Origin of the sequence: Frankia sp. QA3 (assembly GCF_000262465.1) — a bacterium.
Taxonomy (GTDB): Bacteria; Actinomycetota; Actinomycetes; order Frankiales; family Frankiaceae; genus Frankia.
Map to the genome: position 1 here is coordinate 6,860,355 of NZ_CM001489.1, position 26,582 is coordinate 6,886,936.

The window sequence follows — 26,582 nt, forward strand, 5'->3', positions numbered from 1 at the left end:
GGGGCGCCGCGGCACAGCCACTTCGGTGGGCGCGGCGAGATCCGGGGCCTCGCCGGCCGCCTCGTGGCCCGCGGCGGCGACCCAGGGCTCGGCGGCGCCTGCGCCCGGCTCGGTCTCGAACGCCGGCCAGCCGGCCGCCGCGACGGCGGGTTCCGGCTCCGGCTCCGTCACCGGGCGGGTCGGGGCGGAGTAGGCGGCGGGCGCGGCAAGCGGCTCGTCACGGCCGGGGGCGGCGGGCCGCGTCCGCGGCTCGGCGGCGGGTTCCGGCTCCGGCACGGCGCGGAAGGTTTCGTTCCGCGCCGGCTCGTCCCAGTGCTCACGCGGTGCCGGCTGCCAGCGGCCGTCGGTGCGGGCCGCCTGGTGCCGCAGCGCGGCCGCGGCGGCCGGCGGCACGGCCGCGGGGCGCTGCGACGGCGTCACGCCACCGCCCACCGGCTGGTCCTCGGCGGGGTAGGCGGTGGCCGCCGGGGCGGCGGGAAAGGCGGCGGGCTGGGAATAGGGGCGGACGGTGGGCTCCTGCGGTGCCGCCGGGGGCGGGGCGGCGGCAACCGTCGGCTGGGCCGGCGTGGCCGGCAGCCCCTGGTCGGACACGAGCGTCAGCGCCGGACCCGCGGCCCGCAGCACGGGTGGCGCCGGCGGGGGCGGGGGGGCCTGCTCGGCGCTCTCCGGGGCGACCAGCGCCCGGGCGGCGTCGTCGTGGGGACGCACCCGGCGTACCACCGGATCCCACGTCCAGCGGGCGCAGCGGCTGTCCGAGGTGAGCTGGACAAGCCAGATCCCGTCGACGCGGCGCCAGGCGTCCCACTGGGCCGCGGCGGGGTTGTCCTGGGCGACGATCAGCCGCGCGTCGACGACCTCGCCGAGCGGTCGCCCGGGTACCCCGCCGGGGTCCTTGGGTAGCAGCGCCGCCCGGGCCTCCTGCACGACGCGGGCGCGCTCGGCGAGAACGGGACCCTCGTAACGCTCCACGCGCTCGACGGGGATGCCGGCGGCCCTGGCGACCTCCGCGGCGGTCTCCCCGGCACGCAGCCGAGCCTGAATCTCCCGCGGGGTCAGCGCGCTCTCGGTGCGCACCTCGCTGCGGCGCATCCCGCGCAGGGCGGCCCGGAGCCGGTCGTCCACCGGCACTCGGAACTGCTCGCCGTCGGTCCTGCCGCCTGCGTCCGCGAGCACGAGGTAGCCGCCGTCCTCGCTGAGTGCGACCGCCCTCAGCTCACGCATGGCGCCTCCTGTTCACTCGAAGCCGTACCGTGCCCGGTCGGCCTGCCGCGGCGCACATCGCGCACGTCGGCCGGCGAGCCTGCGGGCAGATCGGCATGACGCACCCGAACCCGCCTTCGACATGTGCGTCCCGGTAGATGACAGCCTGCCACCGATGCGGCCGGCTGGCGGGCTGGCGGCGGACGACACGCACACTCTGACCGAGTCGGGCCTGTCCGTCCGGGCCGGAAGCCGGCCGGATGATCCTACGGCCGCCTGCCGCCGGGCGGCCGGGTCGCCGGACCCCGCCGCCGCGCCGGGCGGGCCGACGGGCGCGGGCGGCTCTGGTCGGCCAGGCCGGACAGGGCGGCGCCGATGATGCCCGCCTCGTTCTGCAGCTGCGCCGGGACCACTCGAGTGCGCAGGTCGAGCTGGTCGAGGAACTTGTCGGCCTTCTTGCTGACCCCGCCGCCGATGATGATCAGATCGGGCCAGAGTAGCGCCTCGAGCGTGTTGAGGTACCGGGTCACCCGCTTGGCCCATTTCTCCCACGACAGGTCCTCACGCTCTCGCGCGGCGTCGGAGGCCCTCGTCTCCGCGTCGTGTCCGTGGATCTCCAGGTGCCCGAGCTCGGTGTTCGGGACCAGCTGTCCATGCAGGAACAACGCGGTCCCGATGCCGGTGCCGAACGTCGTCATGATGACCAGGCCGGCGATGTCACGGCCCGCCCCGAAGGCCATCTCCGCGATGCCCGCCGCGTCCGCGTCGTTCACCGTGGTGATCTCCGCCGCAGTGGCGGATCCGGCCGACTGCGCCGACACCGAGGTGGCATCCGCGTCGGCTCGGCCGAGGGCGCCGGCGAGCACGCCGACGATGTCGGTGCCGATCCAGGACGGCGCGATGTTCGCCGCCGTCAGCGCCACGCCGTTCTTGACCACCGAGGGCAGGGCGACACCCACCGGGCCGGACCACCCGAAGTGGCCGACGACGTCGGCGATGGTGGCCGCGACAGCGGCGGGCTCGGCCGGCTGCGGGGTCGGGATCCTGAACCGGGGCGCGGCCAGCGTGCCGTCCTCGACGTTGACCGGAGCGCCCTTGATCCCGCTTCCTCCGACGTCAACTCCGAAGACCTGCATTGCCGAGCCCCTCCCCGCGCCGATGTTCCCGCCTGTGGCGCCGGCGTCGCCGGCCCCGCGATCGCGTGCGCGGACGGCTCCGCCCGCCGCGCACGCGCGGCTGGTTGGGCCGGTCCATCGACCGCCGAGAGGTAAGTCTCGCAGGCCCGGTGCCCACGGGCGCCGGCCACCCGCCCACCAGCGCCCCCGGCTGCGATGGCAGCCCGGGCGCGACACCCCCGCCGGGATGCCCGGCGCCGCCCGCGAACCGCCCGGACGCGGGTCGGCCGGCGCCACCACGCCTGCCTCGCCGGCATCATCGGTCGGTCCGCTCGGCCGTCCGCCCCGGCCGAAGGGCCTGGTGGGTTCGGGCGCATGGGCTCTATACGCTGGACGGGTGAGCCTTATCGACACCCATGGTCGCGTCGCGACGGATCTGCGGGTGTCGCTGACCGATCGGTGCAATCTGCGGTGCGCCTACTGCATGCCCGCCGAGGGCCTGCCCTGGCTGCCGTCGGCGCGCCTGCTGACCGACGACGAGGTCGTCCGCCTGGTCGGCATCGCGGTGCGGCTGCTCGGCGTGACCGAGGTCCGGCTCACCGGCGGTGAGCCCACCCTGCGGCCCGGCCTCGCGGCCCTGGTGGCCCGGCTCGCGTCCCTGCGGCCGAGGCCGGAGCTCTCGCTCACCACCAACGGGCTCTCGCTCGTCCGGTTGGCCGGGCCGTTGCGCGCCGCCGGCCTGGACCGGGTCAACGTCTCCCTGGACACCCTGGAGCCGGACCGCTTCGTCCGAATCACCCGCCGTGACCGGCTCGGCGACGTGCTTGTGGGGCTGCGGGCCGCCGCGGCGAGCAACCTCGCTCCGGTTAAGATCAACAGTGTCCTCGTTCGTGGCGTCAACGACGACGAGGCCCCCCGACTGCTGCGCTGGTCGCTGGCCGAGGGGTACGAACTGCGGTTCATCGAGCAGATGCCGCTGGATGCCCAGCACGGCTGGCAGCGCTCGGCGATGGTCACCGCGGCGGAGATTCTCGCCGCCCTGCGCGCCGAGTTCACCCTGCGGCCCCTGCCGGGGCGGGGCAGTGCGCCCGCCGAGCTGTTCGAGGTCGACGGCGGGCCCGGCCGGGTCGGAGTGATCGGCTCCGTGTCCGCCCCCTTCTGCGCGGCCTGTGACCGGGTCCGGCTGACCGCCGACGGCCAGGTACGCGACTGCCTGTTCGCCCGGGCGGAGAGCGATCTGCGTTCCGCCCTGCGCGCCGGCGCGGATGACGACCGGCTCGCCGCGCTGTGGCGGGCGGCGATGCGCGGCAAGAAAGCCGGCCACGGGATCGACGAGCTCGGTTTCCGGCAGCCGGACCGGCCCATGTCCGCGATCGGCGGATGACCGCCCCGCGGGCCGGCTGCAGCGCGCTCGTGCTCGCCGGCGGCGCCGCTCGCCGCCTCGGCGGCCGGGACAAGCCGGCCGTCGTCGTCGGCGGCACCACCCTGCTCGATCGGGTGCTCGCCGCCGTTGCCGGGGCCGAGCGCATCGTCGTCGTGGGCCCCAGCCGCCAGCTCGCCGCGCTCCCCGAGGGCGGGGTGCGGTGGTGCCGGGAGGACCCGCCGGGCGGCGGCCCGGTCGCGGCGATCGCCGCGGGGCTGGCCGCGGTCGCCACCCCGTTCGTCGCCGTGCTCGCGGCCGATCTGCCGTTCCTCACAGGTCGGGAGATCGAGCTGCTGCGCCGCGGCGCCGAGGAGCCCGCGGCGCACGCCGCCGTCCTGGTCGACCCGGGCGGGCGGCGCCAGTACCTCGCCGCGGTCTGGCGCACCGCGCAGCTGCGCGCGGCGCTGCCTGCCGACCCGGTCGGGCGGCCGGTGCGCGGCCTGTTCACCGACCGGGTGGTGACCGCGGTGCGCGCGGACGCCCTCGCCTGCCTGGACTGCGACGCGCCCGCCGATGTGGCCCGCGCGCGGCGATGGGCCGGCCGCCTGCGGCCGGGCACGATGTAGCGGTGACCTCCGCCCACACCCCGCAGCCCGGCGACATCCCGCAGCCCGGCGACATCCCGCAACCCGGCGACACCCCGCAGTCCGGTGGTGGCGGCGACGTCCTGGACCGCTGGGTCGCGCAGGTCTGCGCTGAGCTCGGCCTGGAGGTGGCCGGCGTCGACGTGGCCGCGCTGCTCGATCTCACCCGGGACGTCGCCCACGGGGTCGCGCGCCCGGCGGCGCCGCTCACCGCGTTCCTGGTGGGCCTCGCGGCGGGTCGCGACGCCGTCGCCGCCGGCACCGGCGAGGCGGCGGCGGTACGGGCGGCGACGGCAGCCGTGCTCGGTCTGCTCGACCGGCGGGCGGGCGGGGCCGATCAGCCCATCCGACCGGGGCCCGCCTCGTCGAGGTAGCCGCGCATGTCGATCGCCATGGTGCGCACCGCGTCCTGGTCGGGTTCCTCGTACTGCTCGCCGCTGCTCGTCGCCCGGGCGTAACCGAAGGTCAGCCGGGGCAGCACCTGCGTCGGAGTGTCGAGGTCGTCGGCCCATTCGGGCTCGTCACCCGCGAAGGCCGCCGGGCCGGAGGGCAGGTCGTCGGCGCCGGGTACGGCCGTCACGACGGCCCAGTCGATCACCCCGAGCACGATGATCGCGGCCAGCGCGGGCACGGCCGCGATCGGGTTCCACGCCGTCAGCCCCACCAGGGCGAACACCGCGACCACCGTCAGCCCGCCGACGAGATGGCGTCGAGTGGGACGAAGCGCGGGAACCTTTCGGCCACGCCGATAGTGCGCCATACCGACAGTGTGCCCCACGGCCGGCGTGTCCCCGTGTGGTCGGTCGGTGCCCGCGGGGTGTGGGGCCGGCGACGGCGGGGAAAGCCGCCGGCACGCTCGTCCGGTGGGTGAGGCCCAGGGTGGGTGAGGCCCAGTGTGGGTGAGAGGGGGGTGCCGGCCCGTCCCACGGATTCGGCCGAGGTCCGCCGGGTATGCCGCACTGACCTGACCGGCCCACGCGGCCGCGACGGCGACTGCGGCGCGATGCCCAGCGTGCCTGGCGCCGACGACCGGGCCGGCACGGGACGGTGATTCTGGCCGCCGGAAAATTCGGGTGCGAGGCGGGGGATCGGGCGTCGCCGGCCCTCGACGGGCAGGTGGCGCGGTTGCTCGTAACGATGGCGTCGCCGGTCGACGCCCGACAGCGGAGGGTATGGAGCCTCACCCTTTTTGGTGAAGGTTGTGCACGTCGGGCGGCTTCTGGGCCACACTTTTCGGAGGAAGGCGACAAGGACCATGGCCCGGCGCCGCACCATGCGTTCGACCTTGCGAGGCGGGAGGTTTGCCGTGGCGGCTGGACGTCGGACGACCCGTCCGCGCCGAAAGTCCCTTCCAGGCACCCTGCTACTGCTCACCGTAGCGGTGGCGGTGCTATTGGTCGGCGGCTGCGGTTCGCCGAGTTACGAATATGTGACGAACAAGAAGGACGGCGCGTTTCTGCGTGTTCCGAACGAGTGGAATCACCAGGAGATGCCCGGTCCGGCCCTGTTCGGTATCGACGCCCGTAACGTCAGCCCGGAGATGCTGCGGGGGCTGATGTCCCGGGAATGGGTCGTCGGCATCGACGCGGCCCAGCGATTCGACGACTCGCGCCTGCTCGTTCCGGACGCCACCCTGCCGAAGGGGTTCGCGCAGGTCCGCCACCTGCTACCGGAGGAGGCGAACGCGGTGTCGACCAACGACCTGCGCAACTTCGTCCTGTCGGTGGACGACGCGGTGGCGGCCCAGGAGAAGGCCGTGCGCCAGGACCCCTACGGGGCCCGGCTGACGCCTGACTTCCTGCTGCTGGCGGACGAGGTCGTGCACAAGAAGGACGGCGTGCACGGGGTGCACCTCGTCTACCAGGTGCAGACCGACGCCGGCCTGGTCACCATCGACCAGACGAGCCTGCTCGACAACGGGCAGACGGTTCTCTACCAGCTCATCCTCGCGTGTTCATCGCTGTGCTACGCGCAACACGCAGACCAGATCGGCGATGTGGCCAAGTCCTTCACGATCGAGCCGACGGACCGAGGGCAGTAGGTATGGGCGTGATGGACCACGCAGACGGGACCCTGGACGGCCTCGACCCAAGGATGCACGGTGCCGACGCGGCTGGGCCGGACGGGCCTGTGCCGCCGTCCGGCGGGTCGACGGCGTCGACCGCGACCGCGCCGCAGCCGGCGAAGACCGCCGGGGGCGACGGGAAGCCGCGCCGCCGACCGCTTCCGCTGTGGGACCGGGTGAAGTTCCTGATCCTGCTCGGCGCCGTGTTCCTGTTCGTGGTGGCCGCGGACGTCTCCGGCGATCCGCTGATGACCTGGGCCGACGCGTTTCGGATCCAGGCCAGGAAGAGCGCCTGGGTGCTCGTCCTGCTCGGCCTCGAGGTGCTGCACCAGTTGCACATGCTCATCGCCGAGCGGTGGTCGGCGTACCACGTGTTCTGGACCGACCGGGTCTTCGGTCGGGCGGAACGCCGGATGCTGCGGCTCAACGACTGGAACCGGTATCGGCTCAGCCGAGCGGCGAAGTGGGTCGTGGGTCTCGCGCTCGCCCTGTTCATCTACGCCCGGCTGTCCCACACCTCCGTCTTCGACGCCCTCGTGCAGGTGCCCGGCGCCCTGTGGGACGCCATCCCGTTCGTGCTCCAGATCGTGCTGCTGATGGTCCTCGTCGTCGGCCAGTTCGTCGTGATGTTCTGGTTCCTGTCCAAGGGCGGCGTCGACACCTACTTCCCGGAGGACATCACCACCCGCTTCGCCGACGTGTGGGGCCAGGACCACGTCGTCAGCCGGGTGCAGGAGAACGTCTTCTATCTGGAACGCCCCGAGGAGATCGAGAGCCGGGGCGGGCACGTGCCCGGCGGCATCCTGCTGTGGGGGCCGCCCGGCACCGGCAAGACGCTCATCGCGGAGGCGGTGGCCGGCGAGACCGGCAAGCCCTTCGTGTTCGTCGACCCGGGTGCCTTCTCGGCGATGTTCATCGGCGTCGGCATCCTCAAGGTGAAGTCGCTGTTCCGCAAACTGCGCAAGCTCTCCCTGCGCTACGGCGGCGTGATCGTCTTCTTCGACGAGGCCGACACGCTGGGCAGCCGCGGTGCACTCAACGGCGGCTTCGGTCGCGGGGGGATGGGCGCAGGGGCGCGGTCGTGGTTCGCCCGACAGGGCGCCCCCGCGTCGGCGGCGCCCGGCCTGGGCGGACCCGGGGCGGCGGGCCGCCGCGCCGACCCGTTCGGGGCGCGCGACGGTGGGTCGGGGGACCTGTGCAACGGGCTGTCCTACCTCAGCGCCGCCGCCCGCTCGGAGATCACCCGCGAGGCCGCCCGCGAGCAGTTCGTCGTCGGTGGGGGCGGCGGCGGGTTCGACGGCACCCTGCAGGCGCTGCTCACCGAGATGTCCGGGCTGAAGAAGCCGCGCGGATTCCTCAACCGGGTGGTGCGCCGCACGCTCGGCATGCGCCCGAAGCCGCCGCCGAAGTACCGCATCCTGGTGATGATGGCGACGAACATGCCGCAGTCGCTGGACGAGGCGCTGCTGCGCCCCGGCCGCATCGACCGGCAGTACAAGGTCGGCTACCCGAGCAAGGAAGGTCGCATCCGCACCTTCGAGGGCTACCTCGCGAAGGTGCGCCACGAGCTCACCCCGGAGCAGATCGACCGGCTGGCCATCATGAGCCCGGAGTCCACCGGCGCGACCATCAAGGACACCGTCAACGAGGCGCTGGTGCAGGCCGTGAAGGACGGCCGCGAGGTCATCACCTGGCAGGACATGCTCCGCGCCCGGGTGATCAAGGAGTACGGCCTCGCCGACGACCACGAGCACATCGACCGGGAACGGCACAGCATCGCCCTGCACGAGGCGTGCCACGCCGTCGTCGCCTACCGGATGCAGCGCGGCCGCGTGATCGACCTGGCCACCATCGAACGGCGCGGCGGGGTCGGCGGGTTCGTGGCCCACGTCGCGGTCGAGGACCGGATGTTCATGTGGAAGTCCGAGATCGAGATCCAGGTGATGGTCTCGCTGGCCTCGCTCGCCGGGGAGCGGATGTTCTTCGAGGGTGACAACACCGTCGGGGTCGGCGGCGACCTGCGCAGCGCGACCCTGCTCGTCGCGAACTTCATCTCCTCGGCGGCGATGGGGGAGACCCTGGCCTCCCGGCTGTCCATGCTCGAACAGCAGATGGGCAACGCCTCCATCGACGCCGACCGGCCCTTCGGCGAGCAGGTCGAGGTCAAGCTGCGCGAGCTCTACGAGCGCACCGAGGCGGTGCTGGGCGCGAACCGCCGGGAGATCCTTGCCCTGACCCACGCGCTGGAGACCTACAAGACGATCACCGGCGAGGATGTGGAGGCCATCATGGAGGGCCGCACGGGGCCCACCGTCGACGGCCGCCGGTACCACGAGCCGGACTTCCTCAGCGTCGCCGAGCGGTACCACTCCGATGCCGTGCGGGCGCACCGCGGCCAGACCTACGAGCTGCGCAAGCTGCCCGAGCTCGGCCGCGCGGCGGCGAGCAGCCCCGCCGAGGCGCCCACATCGTCGTCCGCGTTGCCGGCGGTCGCCCCGCCGGCCCCACCCGCCGTCCGGTCGCCGTCGGGGGGTCGGCCGCCGGTCGCCGGCCAGGGCCAGGAGGGCCTCGGCAGCTAGGGCGTGTGTCGAGTTGTGATCTGTCTGTGGGGTTCGCCGTCGTGGCGGGATCTGATCCGGTAGATCGTTCTGGCGGGTGCGGGTGCGGGTGCGGGCCGGGGCTGCGGGTCAGGAGGCTGAGTGCCCGCCGAGGGGCAACCGGTCACGTCCGCCCGCGCTGCGGTGGGGCCCGGCCGCTGGGGAGGGGCGTAGCGAGGCGAGGGCGAACCCGGCCGCGACGAGGGCCGCGGCGGCGGCGAGTACCAGGCCGGAGCGCGCGCCGAAGGTCTGCGCGACCCAGCCGGCGATCGGCCCGCCGAGCGGGGTCGTGCCGAGGAACGCCACCGACCACAGCGCCATCACCCGCCCGCGCATGGCCGGGTCGGCGGAGAGCTGCACGGTCGCGTTCCCCGTCGAGATGAAGGCGACGCTCGTCCCGCCCACCAGCACCATCGCGGCCAGCTCCAGCTCGAGGGTGGGCGCGGCGGCGGCGAGCAGGAGCACGATCCCGAAGGCTGCGGCGATCAACCCGAGCGGCCGGACGCCGATGCGGCGGCGACGGGCCACCAGCAGCCCGCCGATGACCGCGCCGGCCCCCATGGCGGAGGTCATCAAGCTGTAGGTCGCGGCGTTGCCGCCGAAGGTCTCCCGTGCCACCAGCGGCAGCACGACCTGGAACTCGTAGGAGAGCGCGCCGATGACCAGCATCATGATCAGCGGGATCCGCAGCGCCGGGGTGCGTCGCACGTAGGCGAAACCGGCTCGCAGCTGCCCCGGCGCCCGGTGCACCGGCGGCCGCTCGTGCAGCGCCGAGGTGTCCATCCGGTGCAGGGCGACCAGCACCGCGCCGAACGACGCCGCGTTGAACAGGAAGCACCCGGCCGTGCCGACGGCCAGGATGACCACGCCCGCGATGGCCGGTCCGACGATGCGGGCCGCGTTCATCGTCACCGAGTTCAGGGTGATCGCGTTCGGGAGGTGGTCGGAGCCGACCATCTCCTGCACGAAGCTCTGCCGGGCGGGGTTGTCGACCGCGTTGCACAGGCCGATGAGCGCCGCGGCCACCGCGACCATCCACAGCCGGGCGGTGCCGGTCAGGTCCAGCACGCCCAGCGCCAGCGCGGCGAGCCCGGAGCCGATCTGGGTGACCGTCAGCAGATGCCGTCGGTTCGTCCGGTCGGCGATCAGGCCGCCGTAGGGCCCGAAAAGGAGCACCGGCAGGAACTGGGCGGCCGTCACCAGGCCGAGGGCGGTGCCCGAGGCGCCCAGCGAGAGCACCAGCCAGCCAAGGGCGATGGTCTGCATCCAGGTCCCGCACAGCGAGACGACCTGCCCGGCGAGGAACAGGCGGAAGTTCGGTATCCGCAGGGCAGCGAACGTGCCGCCGTTCGGCGGGGCTGCCGTGGTGGGCTCGGCCGTGGTGGGCTCGGCCGTGATGGGCTCGGCCGTGATGGCGAGCGGGGCGGTCGTGGCGCTGGTACCGGTGTCCGGCCGGTCCGGCTCCGTCGCCGGGGGCCGGCCGGGACTGTCGACCTGCAGGGACATGCACACACCTCCAGACGGATCAACGCCTGGGGGCAGATCGTTATTTCGCATCAGGTAAATATCTTGCCCGATGGTGACGGAGCTGGGTCGCTGGTTGGCTTTCGCCGCGCCCCGATCTACTATGCGAACATACGTTCGATTGATGTGCCGTGGAGCGGGCGGAGTCCCGCCGGAGTCCGGGTGCGGCGCATCGGTGTGGGAGGGGTTGGTGGTCGTGATCGATGTCGAGGCGTTGCTGGGCGGGGTCGTCGCCGTCGACGCGCGCGAGCTGCCCGATGCGGAGGTCGCGCTGCTGGTCGTCGACGTCCGCCGGCTGGTCGACGCCACCGACGCGCTGTGGATCCGGCTGCTGGCCGAGTTCGACCGGCGCGGGCTGTGGCGCGTCGACGGTGCCCGGTCGGCCACCGCCTGGCTGCGTCGGGAGTGCCGGCTGGTGCATCCCACGACGGCCACGGCGCTGGCGGTCGCGCGTGCCGCCGAGGCGCTGCCGGCCTCCGGCGCGGCCTTCCGCGCGGGCACCATCAGCTTCGAGCACATGCGGGCGATCGCCCCCGCAGCCGCGCCGGAGCGGCGCGAGGTCGCGTTGCGGGCCGATCCGATCTTTGCGCGAGCCGCGCTCTGGATGAACCCGCGGCAGATGAGCAACGTCGTGCGCACCTGGATGCAGCTGGCGGACGGATGAGCGCCGCAAGCGGCCGTTGGAGACGCCCTCGGTGGCGGCCGAGTGCGGGATGGTTTCCGGCTCGGACCCCGGGTCAGTGGGGTCCGAGGGTACCGGGAGGCGGGGCGCGGTGGCCCCGGTCGGCGCTACAGCGGGATGTTGCCGTGGACGTTCTTGTCCGCGCGGGCGTCGGCGAGCGCACCGGCCAGAGCGGAGGCGACCGCACCTCGGGTCGCGGCCGGGGTGACTACGGCGTCGACCACGCCCAGCTCGACGGCCCGGTCGATGCCGCCGACGGTGCGGATGTGCTCCTCGGTGAGCTCCGCGAGCACGCTCGGTCGGCGCTGGACCGGGACCTCGGCGAGCTTGCGCCGGTGCAGGATGCCGACGGCGGCCTCCGCGCCCATGACGGCGAGCTGCGCCGTCGGCCAGGCGAACACGGCCGTCGCCCCGAGCGAGCTGGCGTTCATGGCGATGTATGCGCCGCCATACGCCTTACGCGTCACGACGGTGACCCGGGGCACGGTGCACTCGGCGAAGGCGTAAAGCAGCTTCGCCCCGCGGCGGACGACGCCCTCCCATTCCTGCCCGACGCCCGGCAGGTAGCCGGGGACGTCGACCAGGACGACCAGCGGCACGCCGAACGAGTCGCACATGCGCACGAAGCGGGACGCCTTCTCGGCCGAGGTGGCATCGAGGCAGCCGCCGCGGCGCAGCGGGTTGTTCGCGACCACCCCGACGGTGCGCCCGCCGAGCCGGCCGAGCGAGGTCACGATGTTCGGGGCCCACTTCGGGTGCAGCTCGATGCCCTCGTCGTCCAGCACGGCGTTCACCAGCGGCCGCACGTCGTAGGCGCGCCGCGGGTTCTCCGGCAGCAGTTCGGCGAGCTCGCGCCCGGCCACCTGGCCGATGTCGCGCTGGTCGGCGAGCAGGACCGCGAGCGCGCGGGTGCGCTCCATCGCCTCGTCCTCGGTGTCGCACGTCACGTGCACGACCCCGCTGCGCTTGGAGTGGACCTCGGGGCCGCCGAGGCTGGTGGCGGTGCACTCCTCGCCGGTCACCGACCGCACCACGTCCGGGCCGGTGACGAAGACCTTCGCCTCGGGCCCCATGATGACGATGTCGGTCAGCGCGGGGCCGTAGGCGGCGCCGCCCGCCGCCGCTCCGAGCACCAGCGAGAGCTGGGGGACGCGCCCGGAGGCCCGGACGGTCGCGGCGAAGATCCGCCCGACGCCGTCCAGCGAGGCGACGCCCTCCTGCAACCGGGCCCCACCGGAGTGCCAGATGCCGACGACCGGGCATCCCAGCCGGACGGCGGACTCGATGGCGTGGACGATGCGGGCGCAGCCGTCGCGCCCCATCGCACCACCCTGTACGGTCGGGTCGGTGGCGAATGCGACGACTTCGTTCCCGTCGACCAGGCCCTGGCCGGCGACTACCCCGGATGCGTCGCCGGCTGCGAACAGGGACACCGTGTCGGCGTCGAAAAACCGGGCGAGCCGAGCCTCGGGCGTGCGTGGGTCGACTCGGTCGATCGTGGACAGACTCACCGTGCGTCTCCTTGCCTGAACGGCGTCGGACCGGTTCGTCGGCCGACGCGCGACCACCTGGGGTACGCGCCGGTACCCGCGAGACACTCGGTCCGGCGACCATGGGCGCCCGCCGCACCGGCGGGCGGTGCCGTGGCGGCGGTGGGGCGGCCGGCGTCACGGCGACGTGTGGTGACTGCGATGTGCAGATCTGGTGCGGTACTCAGCGGTGGGCAGGGGCGGTGCTGAGCCGTGCGGGCGGATGGCCGGCGGTTGCCCACCGCCGTCGCGATGGCCGGCGGATCCGGATCCGCGCCCGGCGGGGCGCGGCATGCGGCTCCGCCGGCGTCCCGACGGTGACGGCCGGGCCGGGGGTGCCCGGCCCGATGCGGGGCGGTGTGGGCCGCCCGTGCGTTGGGGCCGTCAGACAGTGAAGGCCAGACAGACGTCGTGGCCACCGAATCCGAACGAGTTCGACAGGGCCGCGCCCGCTCCGATCTTGCGGTTGTCGATGCTCACCACGTCGAGAGCGATCTCGTCGTCGAGTGCGTCGAGGTTGCGGGTCGCCGGGACGATCCGCTCGCGCAGGGCCAGGACGCTGACCACAGCCTCCAGCGCGCCGGCCGCCCCGAGCAGGTGACCGGTCATCGACTTGGTCGATGTCACTGCGACCTCGTCGATGTGGTTGCCCAGCGCGGTGCGCAGCGCCACCGCCTCGGCCAGGTCACCCGTGGGGGTCGACGTGGCGTGGGCGTTGACGTGGACGATGTCCGTCGGCTCCAGCGACGCCGAGCGCAGCGCGGCCCGCACGGCCCGCGCGGCGCCGGCCCCGGTGGGGTCCGGGGCGGCCACATGGTAGGCGTCCGAGCTGATCCCGGCGCCGGCGAGGGCGCCGTAGACCCGCGCGCCGCGGGCGGCGGCGTGCTCGGCGGCCTCCAGGACCAGGATCGCCGCGCCCTCACCGAGCACGAACCCGTCCCGCGCCTTGTCGAACGGGCGGGACGCCGTCTGCGGCGTGTCGTTGCGGCGGGACAGGGCCTGCATCTGCGCGAAACCGGCGATGGGCAGGGCCGCGATCGCGGCCTCGGTCCCACCGGCGATGACGACGTCCGCCCGGCCGGCCCGGATGATGTCCAGCCCGAGGGCGATGGCCTCCGAGCCGGACGCGCAGGCGCTTACCGGGGCGTGCACGCCCGCCTTCGCCTTGAACTCCAGGGCGACCGTGCTCGCCGGGCCGTTGGGCATGAGCATGGGCACCACGTGCGGCGAGACCCGCCGCGCACCCTTCTCCCGCAGCACGTCGTGCTGGGTGAGCAGGGTGATCACCCCGCCGATCCCGGAGGCCACGCAGGCCGCGAGGCGCTCCTGGTCGACCTCGGGCGAGCCCGCGTCGGCCCACGCCTCGCGCGCGGCGACCAGCGCCATCTGCTGGCTGCGGTCGAGGGTGCGCGCTTCGACCCGGGCCAGCGGAGGCTCCGCCGCGAGCGGCGCGCCGATCTGGACTGGGAGTTGCTCGATCCATTCCTCGGTGAGCCGCCGGGCGCCGGAGCGGCCCGCGAGCAGACCCTCCCACGTCGAGGCGACATCGCCACCGAGGGGAGTGGTTGCCCCGAGGCCGGTGACGACGACCTGCCTTGGGGTTGTGGTCACGCCGCCACACCAGCCCGCTGGATGTACGAGACCGCGTCGCCGACGGTCTTGAGGGACTTCACGTCGTCGTCCGGGATCTTCACCGAGAACTTCTCCTCGGCCGCGACGACCACTTCGACCATGGACAGCGAGTCGACGTCCAGATCGTCGATGAAGGTCTTCTCGGGGGTGACGTCGGCGGGGTCGACACCGGCGACCTCTTCGAGGATGACGGCGAGACCGGCGAGAATGTCCTGGGACACTGTGGTTCCTCCTGTGGGATCTGGGCTGGTGGCGGCGGTGGCTGCGCGCGATCAGGCGATCGTCGCGGGCGTGCGCCAGGGTGCTGGTACCTGGGGCAGGGGTGTGGCGGGCCCGGTCATCGGACCGCCACGGGCGCGGCGCGGCACGCAGGCAACCGTGCCGCGAGGTCGAACAGGGGTCACGGGCATCGCACGACCTGCCCGCAGTAGGTCAGGCCGGCGCCGAAACCGAACAGCAGCACCGGGTCGCCCCGGCGGATCTCGCCGGCGTCGAGCAGGCGGGCGAGCCCCAGCGGAATGCTCGCGGCTGAGGTGTTGCCCGAGTCGACGACGTCGCGGGCGACGGCGGCGTTCGTGGCGCCGATGCCCGTCGCGAGTGCCTCGACGATCCGCAGGTTGGCCTGATGCGGAACGATACCCGCGAGCTCGTCGGGCGCCACGCCGGCCCGTTCGCAGATCTGCCGCACGGTCGGCACCAGGGAGATCGCCCAGCGGAAGACCGCCTGGCCCTCCATGCGGAACATGTTGTCCCCGTAGCCGGGAACGCGGATGGCCTCCGGGCGGGAGCCGTCGTGGCCCCAGACGGCGGGGCCGATCTCGTCGGTCTCGGCCGCGCCGATCACGGTCGCGCCGGCGCCGTCGGCGAGCAGGATGCAGGTGCTGCGGTCGTCCCAGTCGGTGTAGTCCGACAGCCGCTCGGTGGCGACGACGAGGACGTGGCGCACACTGCCGGCGCGGACCATGTCGGCGGCCGTCGACACCGCGTAGCTGAACCCGGCGCAGGCGCCGTTGATGTCGAACGCGCCGGCCTGGTCGGCCCCGATGCGGTGGGCGATCTGCGGCCCGGCGCCGGGGATCTGCGACGGCGAGGTACAGGTCGCGCCGATGACGAGGTCGATGGTGTCCGCCGTCAGGCCGGCGGCCGCGAGCGCCTTCTCCGCGGCGGCGGCGCCCATGGCGACGGTCGTCTCCTCCTCGTCGGCGATCCGCCGGGTGGCGATGCCGGTGCGGGACTGGATCCACGCGTCCGAGGTTTCCACCCGCTGGGCGATCTCGTCGTTGGTGACGACCCGCGCCGGGCGGTAGACGCCGAGCCCGAGCATCCGGGCTCCGCCGACGGCGCTCACGCCTGCACCCCGACCGGGGCCTCGTCGCCCGCCGGCACGTCCGGCGGCGTCCGTGGCGCTGGGCTCGCCGGTGCCTGGCTGAGGTGGTCGGTGCCGACGTGCTCGGCGATCAGCTCGCGCGCGGCGGGCAGGTCGTCCGGGCTCTTCACGGCGAGGATCTTCACGCCGGGCAGCTCGCGGCGGGCGATTCCGGCCAGCGTGCCGGCCGGCGGCAGCTCGATGACCGCGGTGACGCCGAGCTCGCGCAGTGCCGCCAGGCACAGGTCCCACCGCACCGGCGCGGCGACCTGCGCGACGAGTCGGGAGACGAGTTCGGCCGGGTCCGTGACGATCGCGCCGTCGGCGTTGGACAGGGTCGCCACCCGGGCCGCGGCCGGTCGGATGCCGCCGGCGACGGCGGCGAGCGCGTCGCGCGCCGAGGACATGTGGTGGGTGTGGAAGGCGCCGGCGACGGACAGCGCCCGCAGCCGGACGCCCGCGGGCGGTTCCGCCGCGAGCCGGGCGAGGTCCTCCGTCGTGCCGGCGGCGACGATCTGGCCGGCGCCGTTGCGGTTCGCGGCGGTCAGTCCGAGCTCGGCCAGCCGGGCGGTCACCGTCTCCGGCTCCCCGCCGAGCAGCGCCGTCATCCCGGTCGCGGTCCGGGCGGATGCCTCGGCCATCGCGCGGCCGCGCAGGGCCACCAGTACGAGGGCCTCCTCCGCCGAGAGGATGCCGGTGAGGGCCGCCGCGGTGATCTCACCGACGCTGTGGCCCGCCAGGACGAGCGAAGTGGTGCCGACCGGGGCGGCGACCGGCAGTCCGAGCTGTTCGGCGGCGACGAGGCCGCTGGCGACGATCAGCGGCTGGGCGATCGCCGTGTCCCGGATCGTCTCGGCGGGCGCCTCGCACCCGACCTCCAGCAGATCGATGCCGGCAGCGGCCGACCACCAGCGCAGCCTTTCCTCCGCCCCGGGGAGACCGCGCCAGGCGCGGAGCTGTCCGGGGGTCTGTGCACCCTGGCCGGGTGCGAGGATCGCGAGCACGTGACTACCTAACCCTTCGCGAGGACTACTTGTCGCTGGCGGCTACTCACCGATGTCCCGACCGGGCGTTGTAGATGGCCTACAAACCGATCTGCCTTCACCGTGGATTCGTTCGTGCTGTGGGCATCGGGCTGGATTCGCGTGACAGGCCAGCGGAGTGGCCTGATGTGACCGTTCTCGCACCGGGGTTCGACGACTCCGGAGCGATACGCCCGATCATGTTTTCCCTGTAGATAACGCACCGTCGAGGCGTCCCAGGACGAGCGCAACATGCAGGATGAAACGTTCCCGGTGATCCGCCGGATCGAGACCGCAGACCTCCGCGGCCTTCCGCAGTCGGTAACGGACCGTGTTGGTGTGGAGGTAAAGAGCCCGAGCCGTGGCCTCCAGGGACGAACCGAAGTCGAGGTACGCCCCGGCGGTCTCCAACAATGGCGTGCCCGCGTCGCGCAGCGGAAGGTAGACCTCCTCGATGAGCGCCCGCCGGGCGTCGGCGTCTCCGGCCAGCGCCAGCTCCGGCAGCAGCGCCCGGGCCTGGACCGGCCGGGGCGCGGCCGGCCAGGCGGCGACGACATCGGTCGCGGCGAGCGCCACCCGAGCCGCGCGCGGCGCGCCAGTCAGGTCGGCGACGACCGGGCCGACGACGACCGGGCCGGGCCCGCAGGCGGGCAGCAGTGCTCCGGGCCGCGTGGAGCGCGGTGTGCACCCGGCCGGCGGGCACCGGACCCGGAGCGGGGCTGCCCGGCGCGCCGGCGTCGCTTGGGCCGCCGGCGGTCGCGGCGTCCCCGGCGGCGGTGACCACGCCGTCGGGACGGCCGATGTCGTCGGCGGTGGCGAACCGGCCGCCGACCACCATCACCAGCCGGTTGTGGTGGACCCCGGCGAGCACCTCCAGCTGGGCCGCCCGGGCCAGCCGGTGCACCTCGTCGACCACCGCCTCCGGCGCGTTGCCCTCGGCACCGCCGACGATGACCGTCACGGCCGGGGGGTTGCGCCAGCCCACCGCCGCCGCCCGCGACGGCAGCGCCCGGTCCACCTCGCCGCGCACCACGTGATCGACGACCAGCGCCTCCAACCGGGCGTCCCAGGCGCCGCGCTCCTCGGCGGCGCGAGCGTAGACGACCGCCCCGGCGAAGGCGATGTCGCGGGAGTAGCGCAGGACGTCGGCGAGCAGCCGCAACTCGTCCTGGGGACCGGCCAGGTTCGGCACCTCGGCCTCGATCGCCTCCACCGCGACCCGGACGAGATCGACCAGGCGGCGGAAGGTCACCGCCCGCACGAGCTCGCGCGGGGCGACCCGGAAGACGTCCTCCGACAGCTCCCGGGCATGCTCGGGCCGCCGGCACCACTCGACGAACGAGGAGATGCCGGCCTGCACCACGAGCTGGATCCCGGCCCGATGGCTCGCCGACATCGCCGGAAACCAGGGCAGGACCTCGCTCATCCGCGCCGCGGCCCGGGAGGCGAGCATCCCGCTGGAGCGTTCGACCCGGCGGACGACGTCCTCGCTCGTGCCGCCGACCGTCGCGGCCGGCCCCGGCCCGTCGCCGTCGCCGGGCGGGCCGCCCGTCCGCAGGTTGTCCAGCGGGGGGATGCGCTGGTCTGGGTAGTCGTCGAGGGCGGGCAGCTCGCCGGGGGCCGCGGTGCCGAGGGCGGGGGTGCGCACGCCCCCCCTCGCTCGCCCGCGCGCGGCGATGCGCCGCCGCGCCGCCGCCCGGTCGGCCTCGGCCGGTGTGGGGTCGGCGTCGCTGTCGGCCGGCGAGACGAGTGGGCCGTCCGGCGCGTCAGGTGGGGGCGTGGCGCGCGGCGCCGGCGGGTCGCTGCCAGCCGTTTTCGCTGGTCGCGGGGATCCGCTGCCGCGTCTGCCCGTCCCGTCCGACGGGTCCGAGGGGATACCTGCCACGTCCGCCAGCATGCCTCAGCCCTCCGCCGGGGATGTGGATTGTCGTTCCCGAACGGTGGTCCGGACGGGCCGGTGACGCGGGTGGGCAGGTGTGTCCGCCGTCGCGCCGGCCAGGCCCGATGGTGCCCGTGGGGGGCGCCGGCCGCGAGCAGCCCGCTATGCGGCGTGTCCGGTTCAAGGCCGACGGACCGGGCGGGCCCCACGGACGGGTGTCCCAGAGGACGCGCCGCGCGCCCGGATGCGGGGACCGGAGATGCTTGAGGGCATGCGCGAGGTGAGCATTCAGGGTGACGCGATCCGGCTGGGCCAGTTCCTCAAGCTCGCCGACGTCGTCGGTGCCGGGTCGGACGTGAAGGGGCTGCTGGCGGGCGGCGTGGTGCAGGTCAACGGAGAGGTGGAGAGCCGCCGCGGCCGTCAGCTCGTCCCGGGCGACGAGGTCGTGGTGCCGGGGGAGCGACTGCGGGTGGGCTGAGCGCGCCGGCCCGGCGGTTACCCGCCGGCCCGTCGGCTGCGGGGGCCGTCCGGCCAGGGCTGGGCTGTCCGGCTAGAGCTGGTCGGAGAAGGCCTCCGCCCAGTCCCGGACCTGCGTCACGTACGCCCGGGTCTCGGCGATGTCGGGGATGCCGCCCGCGAGGCGCACGGTGTCCGGCCCCGCGTTGTAGGCGGCGAGGATCAGCGAGACGCGGTCCCCCGGCAGGTGCGCGACCTGCTCGGCGAGCCGCGATTCGTAGTACGCGGCCGACAGGATGGCGTCGCGGGGGTTCATCGGGTCCGCCACGCCGTCGTCGTCGCCGTCGAGCCCGAACGCCTCCCAGGTGGAGGGCAGGAACTGCATGATGCCGCGGGCACCGGCGTGCGACACCGCCTGAGCGTTGAACCGGCTTTCGACGCGTGCCTGCGCGGCGAGCTGGGCGGGGGTCAGGATGCCGTAGGCGGTGGCGGCCGCCTGGAACACCGGGATCAGGTCGTCCGGCACACGGTGGGCGCGTCGCAGGATGCCGCAGCCCGCCACCAGCGTGACGGCGAGCAGGGCGGCCAGGACCGTCCGCGGGGGCAACCAGTGGACCATATGCGCATCTTCTGTCTCCGGCGGCGGCGCCGTCGGCGTGGTCCGGTCAGTCATGGCATGTCCGGACGATCCGTTCCCGGCGCGGCCTAGCCGACCAGGATCCGGCGCAGCGCGCCCAGATCCGACTCGGCGAGACCGGCCTGGCGGGCCCAGGCGGCGGGGCCGCCCCAGCCGGCGTCGATCCCGGCGAGGAAACCCCGCATGACCTCCGGGCGGCAGGAGAGCTGGTCGGGGGTGAGCGGGGCGGTCGGCCGGTTGTAGGAGGGACGCTTCGCCAGCCGGGCGTTGACCAGGTGGATCCGCTCGTTGGTCTGGGCGTAGTCGGCGACGATGGCGTCCCGGTCGACCCCGGCGATGCTCAGCAGCAGGGCCGCGAGGACGCCGGTGCGGTCCTTGCCGGCCGCGCAGTGGAACAGCGCGGGGCCCGCGGCCGGCTGAGCCAGCACCCGCAGCGCCTGGGCGACGGCGGGGCCGGCCAGCCGCAGGTAGTCCAGGTAGTGCTCGATGCGGTCGACGGAGTCGAGGTCCCGGACGATCGCGGGGTACCTCGGGTCGTCCGGCATCACCCACTCACCGGGCAGGAACGACAGGTTGTGGTAGTCGACGGGCTCGTCGGCGAGGGGCCCTCGGCCCTCCCGCGCCGCCTCCTCCTTGGCCCGCAGATCGATGATCGTCCGAAGGCCGAAGGTCTCCCGCAGCAGGATGACATCGGCCTCGGTCAGCGTCTGCACCGAATCGGCCCGCAGGAACACTCCGTGCCGGGTGGCCGATCCGTCGAGGGTGGGTAGTCCACCGAGGTCGCGTACGTTGTCGCAGCCCGCGAGGTTGAACCAGCGCTCCACAAGGCGATCCTAGGGCCATGGGTGGTACCGGCCGGGCCAATATGGGCGAATCGGTGCGGCCACCCGCGGGTGGGGAGCCGTCCGAGGGCGGGCGTCGTCGGGTCGCGGTCCGTCCTCAGCCCGGCGTCGGGACGTCGCGCTGGCCCGGCGGGAGGCCGGCGCGGTCGCCGGGCGCTCGCGGCCGGTCGGGGGCGGCGTCGATCGGCCGGGCCGGCACGCCCGCGACGACCTGGGCGGCGCGGATGTCGTCGGTGACGACGGCGCCGGCACCGACGACCGCGCGGTCGCCGACGCTGCGGCGGGCGACGATGTTCGCCTGGGCGCCGATCCACGCCTGGGCGCCGACCGCCACCCCGCCGGAGATCCGCGCGCCCGGCGCGACCGTCACGTAGTCGCCGAGGCGGCAGTCGTGGGCCACGCTGGCGCCGACGTTGACCACCACGTGCCGGCCGGTGCGGACGTTCGTGGTGATGCTGGCCAGCGCGCAGACCACGGTGCCGGGCCCGAGGCGGACGTCGCCGCCGAGGTTGGCGCGGGGGTGGACGAGGGTCGCCGGGCGCCGGCCGTGGACGCTGGCGTACCGGTCGACGTGCAGGCGGGTCGCGGCGTCGCCGAAGCCGATCAGGTAGTCGGCGTCGAGGCGGCCGAGCATGTCCAGCCCGCCGAGCAGAGGCGCGCCGCGGCGCGCGACGGGGTCCGGGTCCGCCGATCCGTCGTCGAGGAAGCCGAGGAAGCCGTAGCGGGCCCGGCCGTCGGCCGTGTTGACCGCCTCGACCACGTCGAGCAGCTCCCGGCCGTGGCCACCGGCGCCCACGATGACCAGTGAGCGTGGGTGGTCGGGCACGCGGTGACCGTAGACCCGCGTCTGTATGAGTTCAACCTGACACTCAGGGTAACCGTGTGGGGTGCGGTGTTCCCGGCGGTCTTCCGCGCGGGGTGGTCGGCGGATCGGGTCGACTCAACTACTATTGGTATCCTTCTGAACTCGAAGGGTGATGAATCGGTGAAGGTAGTCGTGACGGGCGGTGCCGGCTTCATCGGTGCCCACCTGACCAGAGTGCTGCTCGCCGCCGGGGTCGAGGTGGTGGTGATCGACGATCTCAGCACCGGAGCGGTGTCGAACCTCGCGGGGCTGCCGGTGAGGCTGGTGGTCGGCAGCGTCACCGATCGTTCCCTGGTCGAGGAGGCGTGCATGGGGGCGGACAGCATCGTGCACCTGGCCGCCCGGCCGTCGGTGGAGCGCTCGCTGCTCGACCCCATGGCCACCCACGCGGTCAACGCGACGGGCACCCTGACGGTGCTCGACGTCGCCCAGCGCGCCGAGACCCACGTCGTCGTCGCGTCCTCCTCGTCGGTCTACGGCGGGGCGGGCCCGCTGCCCCGCGTGGAGGACGCCCCCACCCTGCCGCGCAGCCCGTACGCGGCCTCGAAGCTCGCCGCGGAGGGGTACGCGTTGGCCTACCGGGCGGGATTCGGCCTGCCCGTGCTCGCCGTCCGGCTGTTCAACGTGTTCGGCCCGTACCAGTCGGTGGGACACGCCTACGCCGCCGTCGTGCCCACCTTCATCGACGCCGCGCTCGCGGGCCGGCCGCTGACGGTGCACGGCGACGGCCGTCAGACCCGGGACTTCACCTACGTGGCGGGCGTCGCCGGCATGCTGTGCGACGCGGCGATGCGCCGGGTGAGCCACCCGCGGCCGGTCAACATCGCCTTCGGAACCCGTACCGACCTGCTCACCGTCATCGGCGAGCTGGAGCGGATCGTCGGGCGCCGGCTGAGCGTGCACCACACGGCACCCCGCACCGGCGACGTCCGCGACTCCCAGGCGGACGCGGCGACGATGCGGGCGCTGTTCCCCGACGCGACCGGCCTGGCCCTCGCCGCGGCGCTGGAGGCGACGGTTGCCTGGTACGCCGACCGGACCGGCACTCCACCGGGCACCAGCCCCGGCACGGTGCCCACCGCGCCGGCATCCGAGCGGATCTGACTTACCGGCGCCCGCACCGGCCGCCCCGGTGTCACGGCATGGCCGGCCGGGCCGGCGTCACGGCATGGCCGGCCGGGCCGGTGTCACGGCATGGCCGGCCGCCCCGGCGTCACGGCATGGCCGGCCGGGCCGCGTCGGAGCGTTCCCCCGTCGGCTGGCGGGGGATCAGCCCGGCCACCGACGGCTGGCCCGCCCCGGGCGCGGCACCGGCGGTGGGGGTGGTAGTGGCGGTGGTGGGGACGAGGACGTCCTCGCGGGCCACGGCGGCGAGCTCGGCCAGCACCTCCTCCGGCGGGGCCCAGGGATCGAGGGCGAGCGCCCGGGTCGGGTCCAGCGCGGGCACGTCGACGTGCGAGATCAGGGGGTGGTGCGGCCGCTGGTCGGTCTCGCCGTCGCCGAACAGCTCCTCGTGCAGCTTCTCCCCGCGGCCCAGGCCGGTGTAGACGATCTCGATCGGCTGCTTCTCGCGGGCCGCGAGCCGCTCGGCGACGTCCGCGATCCGCACCGGGTCGCCCATGTCGAGGACGAGGGCCTCGCCGGGGGAGCCGAGCGCGCCGGCCTGCAGCACCAGCTGTACGGCCTCGGGGATGGTCATGAAGTAACGGGTGACCTCGGGATGGGTGACCGTGATCGGCCCGCCCGCGGCGAGCTGACCGGCGAAGACGGTGAGCACGGAGCCGTTGCTGCCCAGCACGTTGCCGAACCGCACGCTGACCAGCGTCCCGCTGGCATCCCGCGCCAGGTGGGCGGTGAGCCGTTCGGTGATCCGCTTGGAGTAGCCCAGCGCGCTGACCGGGTTCGCGGCCTTGTCCGTCGAGATGTTCACCAGCCGCTCGACGCCGCAGGCCACGGCCGTCTTCAGGATTGCCAGGGTGCCCCAGACATTGGTCTTCACCGACTCGCCGGGGAAGCGTTCGAGCAGCGGGAGGTGCTTGAGGGCCGCGGCGTGGAAGACGACCTGCGGCCGACGCTCCATGAACAGCGTGGTGACGAGGTCGAGGTCGCGGATGTCGCCGAGCACGATCGCGTCGTCGTCGAGCATCGCGCGGCCCGAGATCGACAGCTGTACCGCCCGCAGCGCGGATTCGTCCCGGTCCAGCATGATCAGCTCGCCTGGGCCGTAGCGGGCGATCTGGCGGCACAGCTCCGAGCCGATCGACCCGCCCGCGCCGGTCACCAGTACCCGGCGTCCCACCAGGTAGCTCGCGGCGGCGGCCATGTCGGTGCGGACCTGGCGGCGGCCGAGCAGGTCGGCGAGGTCCAGGTCGCGGATGTCGCCGACGCCGACCCGACCGTCGATGAGATCGCCGACCTTGGGTAGGACCTTCACGGTGAGACCGGCGCTCTCGGCGATTCTGCTGATCTCCCGGAGCAGTCCGGCGTCCGCGCTCGGAATGGCCACCAGCAGGGTCCTCGCGCCGGTGGCCGCCGCGACCGTGCCGATCGACTCCCGCCCACCGAGCACCCGCACCCCGAACAGGCGCAGGTTGTGCAGGTTCGGGTCGTCGTCGAGCAGCGCGACGGGGTAGTAGGCGCTGTCCTGGGTGCGCAGCATCGCGGCGAGGACCCCTTCGGCTCCGTCGCCGGCACCGAAGACCAGCAGCGGTTCGGCGCTGTCCCGGTTGGGCCGGCGCAGCCGCTCCTCCATCAGCCGCCACAGGTAGCGCACGCCGAACATCACGACCAGGGTCACCGCACCGCCGAGCGGCGGCACGCTCAGCGGCATCGGTCGCGGCGAGCCGACCGCGGCGATGACGACGAGCACCCCGACGATCGTCAGCAGCACCGCCACGAGCAGCCCGAGGACCTCCTCGAAGCCGCCGAACCGGTAGCGCCCCAGATAGAGGTGCAGCGCCGTGCCCAGGAAATGGAGCAGGCAGACCGCGAGGGCGCAGATCACCCAGTAGCCGAGGTCGGCCAGGGCATCGAAGGTGAAGTCGAACCGGCCGAGCTGGGCCGAGGTGAGGCCGAGGACCATCGCCACGCTGTCCAGGGCGATCTGCAGCCCGACCCGTTGACGGAGGTTGAGCCGCGAGACGCGCCGCGCGAGGTGCGCTGTCCACCGGCCGTCGACTGTGCCGTCTACTCTACGTCTCCACATGGGGCCATAGGGTAAGCGTGACGGAGAGTAAAGTAATCGCTACTCAACAAGTATGTTGAGGTGGTCCTCGATAACGGTGAGTGGTCGGTACATACATCCCGGGAGGGTGGTCGACGAGTGGAACTGCGTGACTATGTCCGCGTCCTTCGCCGCAGCTGGATGATCATGGTGGCCTGCGTGGTGCTCGGCGGACTGCTCGCCGCCAGCGCGACCTGGCGGGCGACCAAGGAATACGCCGCGTCCGTGACCATGGTCGTCTCCTCGCCCGACAACGCCGAGGGCGCCGCCTCGGCCTACCAGGGGGGCCTGCTCTCACAGCAGCGGGTGAAGTCCTACGCCAACCTCGTGGCCAGCGAGCGGGTGGCGGCCGCCGTCATCGACCGGCTCCACCTGCACACGACCCCGCAGGCGCTGCGGGGGCAGATCTCCGCGCAGGCGGTCCCGGACACCGTGCTGCTGCGCGCCGTCGTCCGTGACCGGGTGCCGCGAAGGGCCCAGTCGCTCGCCGACGCGGTAGGCGAGGCGTTCTCCGTCGCCGTCGCTCGGATCGAGGCGCCCGCGGACGACGAACCGCCGTCCGTGCGGGTGAGTGTCTGGGAACGCGCCAAACTGCCGGTTTCGCCGGTCTCGCCGCAACCGACCCGCAACATGGCGCTCGGCGTGCTGCTCGGGCTGATGGCGGGCATCGCGGCGGCGCTCATCCGCTTCCGCCTGGACACCAGCGTCTCCGGGGAGGAGGACGCCCGGGAGGCGACGGAGCTGCCCAACCTGGCCATGATCGCGTACGACGCCGAGGCGGTCCGTCGGCCGATCATCACCAGCGCCCGGCCACACTCCTCCCGGGCGGAGGCGTTCCGGCAGCTACGCACCAACCTGCAGTTCGTCGACGTGGACGCTGGTCCCCGATCGATCCTCGTCACCAGCTCCGTGTCGGGCGAGGGCAAGACCACCACGATCTGCAACCTGGCGATCAGTCTGGCCCAGGGCGGTGCCCGGGTCTGCGTGATCGAGGGCGACCTGCGCCGGCCATCGTTCGGTGACTACCTCGGCGTCGAGTCCGCGGCCGGCCTCACCTCCGTCCTCATCGGCGCCGCCGAGCTCGACGACGTGCTGCAGCCGTGGGGCGAGGGCCGGATGGGAGAGGGTCGGATCGAGGTGCTCGCCTCCGGGCCGGTCCCACCGAACCCCAGCGAGTTGCTGGGCTCCAAGGGCATGGCCGATCTCGTCGACCTGCTGCAGGCCCGGTTCGACATCGTGCTGATCGATGCCCCGCCCCTGCTGCCGGTGACCGACGCCGCGGTGCTCGCGACCCGGGCCGAGGGGGTGCTGCTGGTGGCACGGGTCGGCCGGACCCGCCGCGAGCAGCTTCGCCGCGCCGCCGAGGCGTTGCGCGCGGTCGACGCCCACATGGTCGGCACGGTGCTGAACATGGTCCCGACGAAGGGTCCGGACGCCTACTACTACGGCCAGTACGGCAACTACGCGCCGCGGGGCCGACACGCCCGCTCGTCGACGGCTCCGGTGGTCGGCATCCCCGCGCCGGACGCCGGCGTCGGGCCCGCCCGGCCGTTCGGGGCCTCCGTAGCGGCCGGCGCATCGTCCGTGGGAACGCCGCCGGCCGTGTCCGGCGGTTCCGACGGCACCCGACCCGCGGAGGCGGGGAGCGGGCGCGAGGCCGTCTCCGTGCCGGCCGCGCGGGAGCCGATCGACGCGGACGCGCCCGTCGCGGCGGATTCCCGCGGGCTGGCGGATCTGGCCGGCGCCGGGCTGCGCGGCGGCTCCGCCACCCCGGGGCGCGCCCGCCAGGCAGCGGCCCAGCCGGGCGACGCCGGCCGGCCCGCGACAAAGCCGCCGGCGGATCGACCGACGACCGACGGTCACCCCGACGGCATGGGCAGTACCGGTGGTCACCCCGGCGGTAGAGGCGGCACAGGCGGCAAGGGTGGTGACGGCGGCGGC

General features: G+C 74.0%; 23 protein-coding genes and 1 pseudogene. 9 read left to right on the forward strand and 15 right to left on the reverse strand.

Going from position 1 to position 26,582, the window contains the following annotated elements; genetic code table 11:
• Positions 1 to 1,221: septation protein SepH (gene sepH, locus FRAQA3DRAFT_RS28050; RefSeq protein WP_009742433.1), on the reverse strand; the 1,221-nt coding region annotated here is incomplete at its 3' end.
• A 245-nt stretch (positions 1,222 to 1,466) separates the two neighbouring features.
• Positions 1,467 to 2,336 carry a polyphosphate--glucose phosphotransferase gene (gene ppgK / locus FRAQA3DRAFT_RS28055; RefSeq protein ID WP_009742434.1) on the reverse strand — a complete coding sequence of 290 codons (870 nt, stop codon included), beginning with the start codon at positions 2,334 to 2,336 and terminating at the stop codon, positions 1,467 to 1,469.
• Positions 2,337 to 2,712: 376 nt separating this feature from the next.
• Here ppgK and moaA point away from each other — a divergent pair, with 376 nt between their 5' ends.
• Genes moaA through FRAQA3DRAFT_RS31875 form a run of 3 tightly spaced genes read left to right on the forward strand, consistent with a single transcriptional unit; the run spans position 2,713 to position 4,696 of the window.
• Complete coding sequence (moaA, locus tag FRAQA3DRAFT_RS28060; RefSeq protein WP_035921641.1) at positions 2,713 to 3,699, forward strand: GTP 3',8-cyclase MoaA; 987 nt, start codon at positions 2,713 to 2,715, stop codon at positions 3,697 to 3,699.
• Positions 3,696 to 4,304: a molybdenum cofactor guanylyltransferase gene (locus tag FRAQA3DRAFT_RS28065; protein WP_009742436.1), complete on the forward strand. Its 609-nt coding sequence runs from the start codon at positions 3,696 to 3,698 to the stop codon at positions 4,302 to 4,304. Before moaA ends, FRAQA3DRAFT_RS28065 begins: the two co-directional genes overlap by 4 nt.
• A 2-nt stretch (positions 4,305 to 4,306) precedes the next feature.
• Complete coding sequence (locus tag FRAQA3DRAFT_RS31875; RefSeq protein WP_232291797.1) at positions 4,307 to 4,696, forward strand: DUF6457 domain-containing protein; 390 nt, start codon at positions 4,307 to 4,309, stop codon at positions 4,694 to 4,696.
• On the opposite strand, the gene FRAQA3DRAFT_RS28075 is transcribed toward FRAQA3DRAFT_RS31875, so the two are convergent.
• A complete protein-coding gene (locus tag FRAQA3DRAFT_RS28075) occupies positions 4,660 to 5,082 on the reverse strand; it encodes a hypothetical protein (RefSeq protein WP_009742438.1) in 423 nt (140 codons plus the stop codon). The genes FRAQA3DRAFT_RS31875 and FRAQA3DRAFT_RS28075 overlap by 37 nt on opposite strands.
• Before the next feature lie 513 nt (positions 5,083 to 5,595).
• Between FRAQA3DRAFT_RS28075 and FRAQA3DRAFT_RS28080 the strand changes: the two genes are divergently transcribed.
• Entirely contained in the window at positions 5,596 to 6,363 is a 768-nt protein-coding gene (locus tag FRAQA3DRAFT_RS28080) for a hypothetical protein (protein ID WP_369809383.1), read from the forward strand.
• Positions 6,364 to 6,365: 2 nt separating this feature from the next.
• Entirely contained in the window at positions 6,366 to 8,966 is a 2,601-nt protein-coding gene (locus FRAQA3DRAFT_RS28085) for an AAA family ATPase (protein WP_009742440.1), read from the forward strand.
• Between the two features lie 108 nt (positions 8,967 to 9,074).
• Here FRAQA3DRAFT_RS28085 and FRAQA3DRAFT_RS28090 read toward each other — a convergent pair whose 3' ends face one another.
• Positions 9,075 to 10,490, reverse strand: a complete 1,416-nt coding sequence (locus tag FRAQA3DRAFT_RS28090) for an MFS transporter (protein WP_009742441.1) — start codon at positions 10,488 to 10,490, stop codon at positions 9,075 to 9,077.
• A 208-nt stretch (positions 10,491 to 10,698) separates the two neighbouring features.
• On the opposite strand from FRAQA3DRAFT_RS28090, the gene FRAQA3DRAFT_RS28095 reads away from it, so the two are divergent.
• Positions 10,699 to 11,172, forward strand: coding sequence for a DUF222 domain-containing protein (locus FRAQA3DRAFT_RS28095; RefSeq protein ID WP_009742442.1), 474 nt, complete (start codon positions 10,699 to 10,701; stop codon positions 11,170 to 11,172).
• 125 nt (positions 11,173 to 11,297) lie between these two features.
• On the opposite strand, the gene FRAQA3DRAFT_RS28100 is transcribed toward FRAQA3DRAFT_RS28095, so the two are convergent.
• The 7 genes and pseudogenes from FRAQA3DRAFT_RS28100 to FRAQA3DRAFT_RS38995 all read right to left on the reverse strand — a co-directional run.
• Positions 11,298 to 12,701 carry an acyl-CoA carboxylase subunit beta gene (locus tag FRAQA3DRAFT_RS28100; protein ID WP_009742443.1) on the reverse strand — a complete coding sequence of 468 codons (1,404 nt, stop codon included), beginning with the start codon at positions 12,699 to 12,701 and terminating at the stop codon, positions 11,298 to 11,300.
• 402 nt (positions 12,702 to 13,103) lie between these two features.
• The gene (gene fabF / locus FRAQA3DRAFT_RS28105; RefSeq protein ID WP_009742444.1) at positions 13,104 to 14,330 is read right to left on the reverse strand and encodes a beta-ketoacyl-ACP synthase II; all 1,227 of its coding nucleotides are present in this window, start codon (positions 14,328 to 14,330) and stop codon (positions 13,104 to 13,106) included.
• Positions 14,327 to 14,572: an acyl carrier protein gene (locus tag FRAQA3DRAFT_RS28110; protein WP_009742445.1), complete on the reverse strand. Its 246-nt coding sequence runs from the start codon at positions 14,570 to 14,572 to the stop codon at positions 14,327 to 14,329. Before FRAQA3DRAFT_RS28110 ends, fabF begins: the two co-directional genes overlap by 4 nt.
• A 179-nt stretch (positions 14,573 to 14,751) precedes the next feature.
• Positions 14,752 to 15,675 carry a beta-ketoacyl-ACP synthase III gene (locus FRAQA3DRAFT_RS28115; protein WP_009742446.1) on the reverse strand — a complete coding sequence of 308 codons (924 nt, stop codon included), beginning with the start codon at positions 15,673 to 15,675 and terminating at the stop codon, positions 14,752 to 14,754.
• Between the two features lie 20 nt (positions 15,676 to 15,695).
• Positions 15,696 to 16,721 carry an ACP S-malonyltransferase gene (locus tag FRAQA3DRAFT_RS28120; protein ID WP_009742447.1) on the reverse strand — a complete coding sequence of 342 codons (1,026 nt, stop codon included), beginning with the start codon at positions 16,719 to 16,721 and terminating at the stop codon, positions 15,696 to 15,698.
• A gap of 216 nt (positions 16,722 to 16,937) precedes the next feature.
• The gene (locus FRAQA3DRAFT_RS37785) at positions 16,938 to 17,315 is read right to left on the reverse strand and encodes a CdaR family transcriptional regulator (protein ID WP_232292176.1); all 378 of its coding nucleotides are present in this window, start codon (positions 17,313 to 17,315) and stop codon (positions 16,938 to 16,940) included.
• A gap of 238 nt (positions 17,316 to 17,553) precedes the next feature.
• Positions 17,554 to 18,636, reverse strand: a pseudogene (locus FRAQA3DRAFT_RS38995) (hypothetical protein); the annotation flags it as partial.
• Positions 18,637 to 18,877: 241 nt separating this feature from the next.
• Here FRAQA3DRAFT_RS38995 and FRAQA3DRAFT_RS28130 point away from each other — a divergent pair.
• Positions 18,878 to 19,096, forward strand: coding sequence for an RNA-binding S4 domain-containing protein (locus tag FRAQA3DRAFT_RS28130; protein ID WP_009742449.1), 219 nt, complete (start codon positions 18,878 to 18,880; stop codon positions 19,094 to 19,096).
• Positions 19,097 to 19,168: 72 nt separating this feature from the next.
• Here FRAQA3DRAFT_RS28130 and FRAQA3DRAFT_RS28135 read toward each other — a convergent pair whose 3' ends face one another.
• From FRAQA3DRAFT_RS28135 to FRAQA3DRAFT_RS28145, 3 genes are all read right to left on the reverse strand, one after another.
• Positions 19,169 to 19,693 (reverse strand): lytic transglycosylase domain-containing protein, encoded by a 525-nt coding sequence (locus FRAQA3DRAFT_RS28135; RefSeq protein WP_035921642.1) that lies wholly within the window; start codon positions 19,691 to 19,693, stop codon positions 19,169 to 19,171.
• A gap of 86 nt (positions 19,694 to 19,779) precedes the next feature.
• On the reverse strand, positions 19,780 to 20,535 hold the full coding sequence (locus FRAQA3DRAFT_RS28140; protein ID WP_009742451.1) for a tyrosine-protein phosphatase: 756 nt from the start codon (positions 20,533 to 20,535) through the stop codon (positions 19,780 to 19,782).
• Positions 20,536 to 20,650: 115 nt separating this feature from the next.
• Complete coding sequence (locus tag FRAQA3DRAFT_RS28145) at positions 20,651 to 21,379, reverse strand: acetyltransferase (RefSeq protein WP_009742452.1); 729 nt, start codon at positions 21,377 to 21,379, stop codon at positions 20,651 to 20,653.
• Positions 21,380 to 21,538: 159 nt separating this feature from the next.
• On the opposite strand from FRAQA3DRAFT_RS28145, the gene FRAQA3DRAFT_RS28150 reads away from it, so the two are divergent.
• Positions 21,539 to 22,522, forward strand: coding sequence for an NAD-dependent epimerase/dehydratase family protein (locus FRAQA3DRAFT_RS28150; RefSeq protein ID WP_009742453.1), 984 nt, complete (start codon positions 21,539 to 21,541; stop codon positions 22,520 to 22,522).
• A gap of 109 nt (positions 22,523 to 22,631) precedes the next feature.
• On the opposite strand, the gene FRAQA3DRAFT_RS28155 is transcribed toward FRAQA3DRAFT_RS28150, so the two are convergent.
• Positions 22,632 to 24,623, reverse strand: a complete 1,992-nt coding sequence (locus FRAQA3DRAFT_RS28155) for a nucleoside-diphosphate sugar epimerase/dehydratase (protein WP_009742454.1) — start codon at positions 24,621 to 24,623, stop codon at positions 22,632 to 22,634.
• A gap of 117 nt (positions 24,624 to 24,740) precedes the next feature.
• On the opposite strand from FRAQA3DRAFT_RS28155, the gene FRAQA3DRAFT_RS28160 reads away from it, so the two are divergent.
• Positions 24,741 to 26,582, forward strand: a 1,842-nt coding sequence (locus FRAQA3DRAFT_RS28160; protein WP_009742455.1) for a polysaccharide biosynthesis tyrosine autokinase, incomplete at its 3' end; no start/stop codon positions are given.

Coding starts and splice junctions, on each gene's coding strand:
- ppgK (WP_009742434.1), bottom strand. CDS start 2,336: ATGCAGGTCTTCGGAGTTGACGTCGGAGGAAGCGGGATCAAGGGCGCT.
- FRAQA3DRAFT_RS28065 (WP_009742436.1), top strand. CDS start 3,696: ATGACCGCCCCGCGGGCCGGCTGCAGCGCGCTCGTGCTCGCCGGCGGC.
- FRAQA3DRAFT_RS28075 (WP_009742438.1), bottom strand. CDS start 5,082: ATGGCGCACTATCGGCGTGGCCGAAAGGTTCCCGCGCTTCGTCCCACT.
- FRAQA3DRAFT_RS28080 (WP_369809383.1), top strand. CDS start 5,596: ATGCGTTCGACCTTGCGAGGCGGGAGGTTTGCCGTGGCGGCTGGACGT.
- FRAQA3DRAFT_RS28085 (WP_009742440.1), top strand. CDS start 6,366: ATGGGCGTGATGGACCACGCAGACGGGACCCTGGACGGCCTCGACCCA.
- FRAQA3DRAFT_RS28090 (WP_009742441.1), bottom strand. CDS start 10,490: ATGTCCCTGCAGGTCGACAGTCCCGGCCGGCCCCCGGCGACGGAGCCG.
- FRAQA3DRAFT_RS28115 (WP_009742446.1), bottom strand. CDS start 15,675: ATGCTCGGGCTCGGCGTCTACCGCCCGGCGCGGGTCGTCACCAACGAC.
- FRAQA3DRAFT_RS28130 (WP_009742449.1), top strand. CDS start 18,878: ATGCTTGAGGGCATGCGCGAGGTGAGCATTCAGGGTGACGCGATCCGG.
- FRAQA3DRAFT_RS28135 (WP_035921642.1), bottom strand. CDS start 19,693: ATGGTCCACTGGTTGCCCCCGCGGACGGTCCTGGCCGCCCTGCTCGCC.
- FRAQA3DRAFT_RS28155 (WP_009742454.1), bottom strand. CDS start 24,623: ATGTGGAGACGTAGAGTAGACGGCACAGTCGACGGCCGGTGGACAGCG.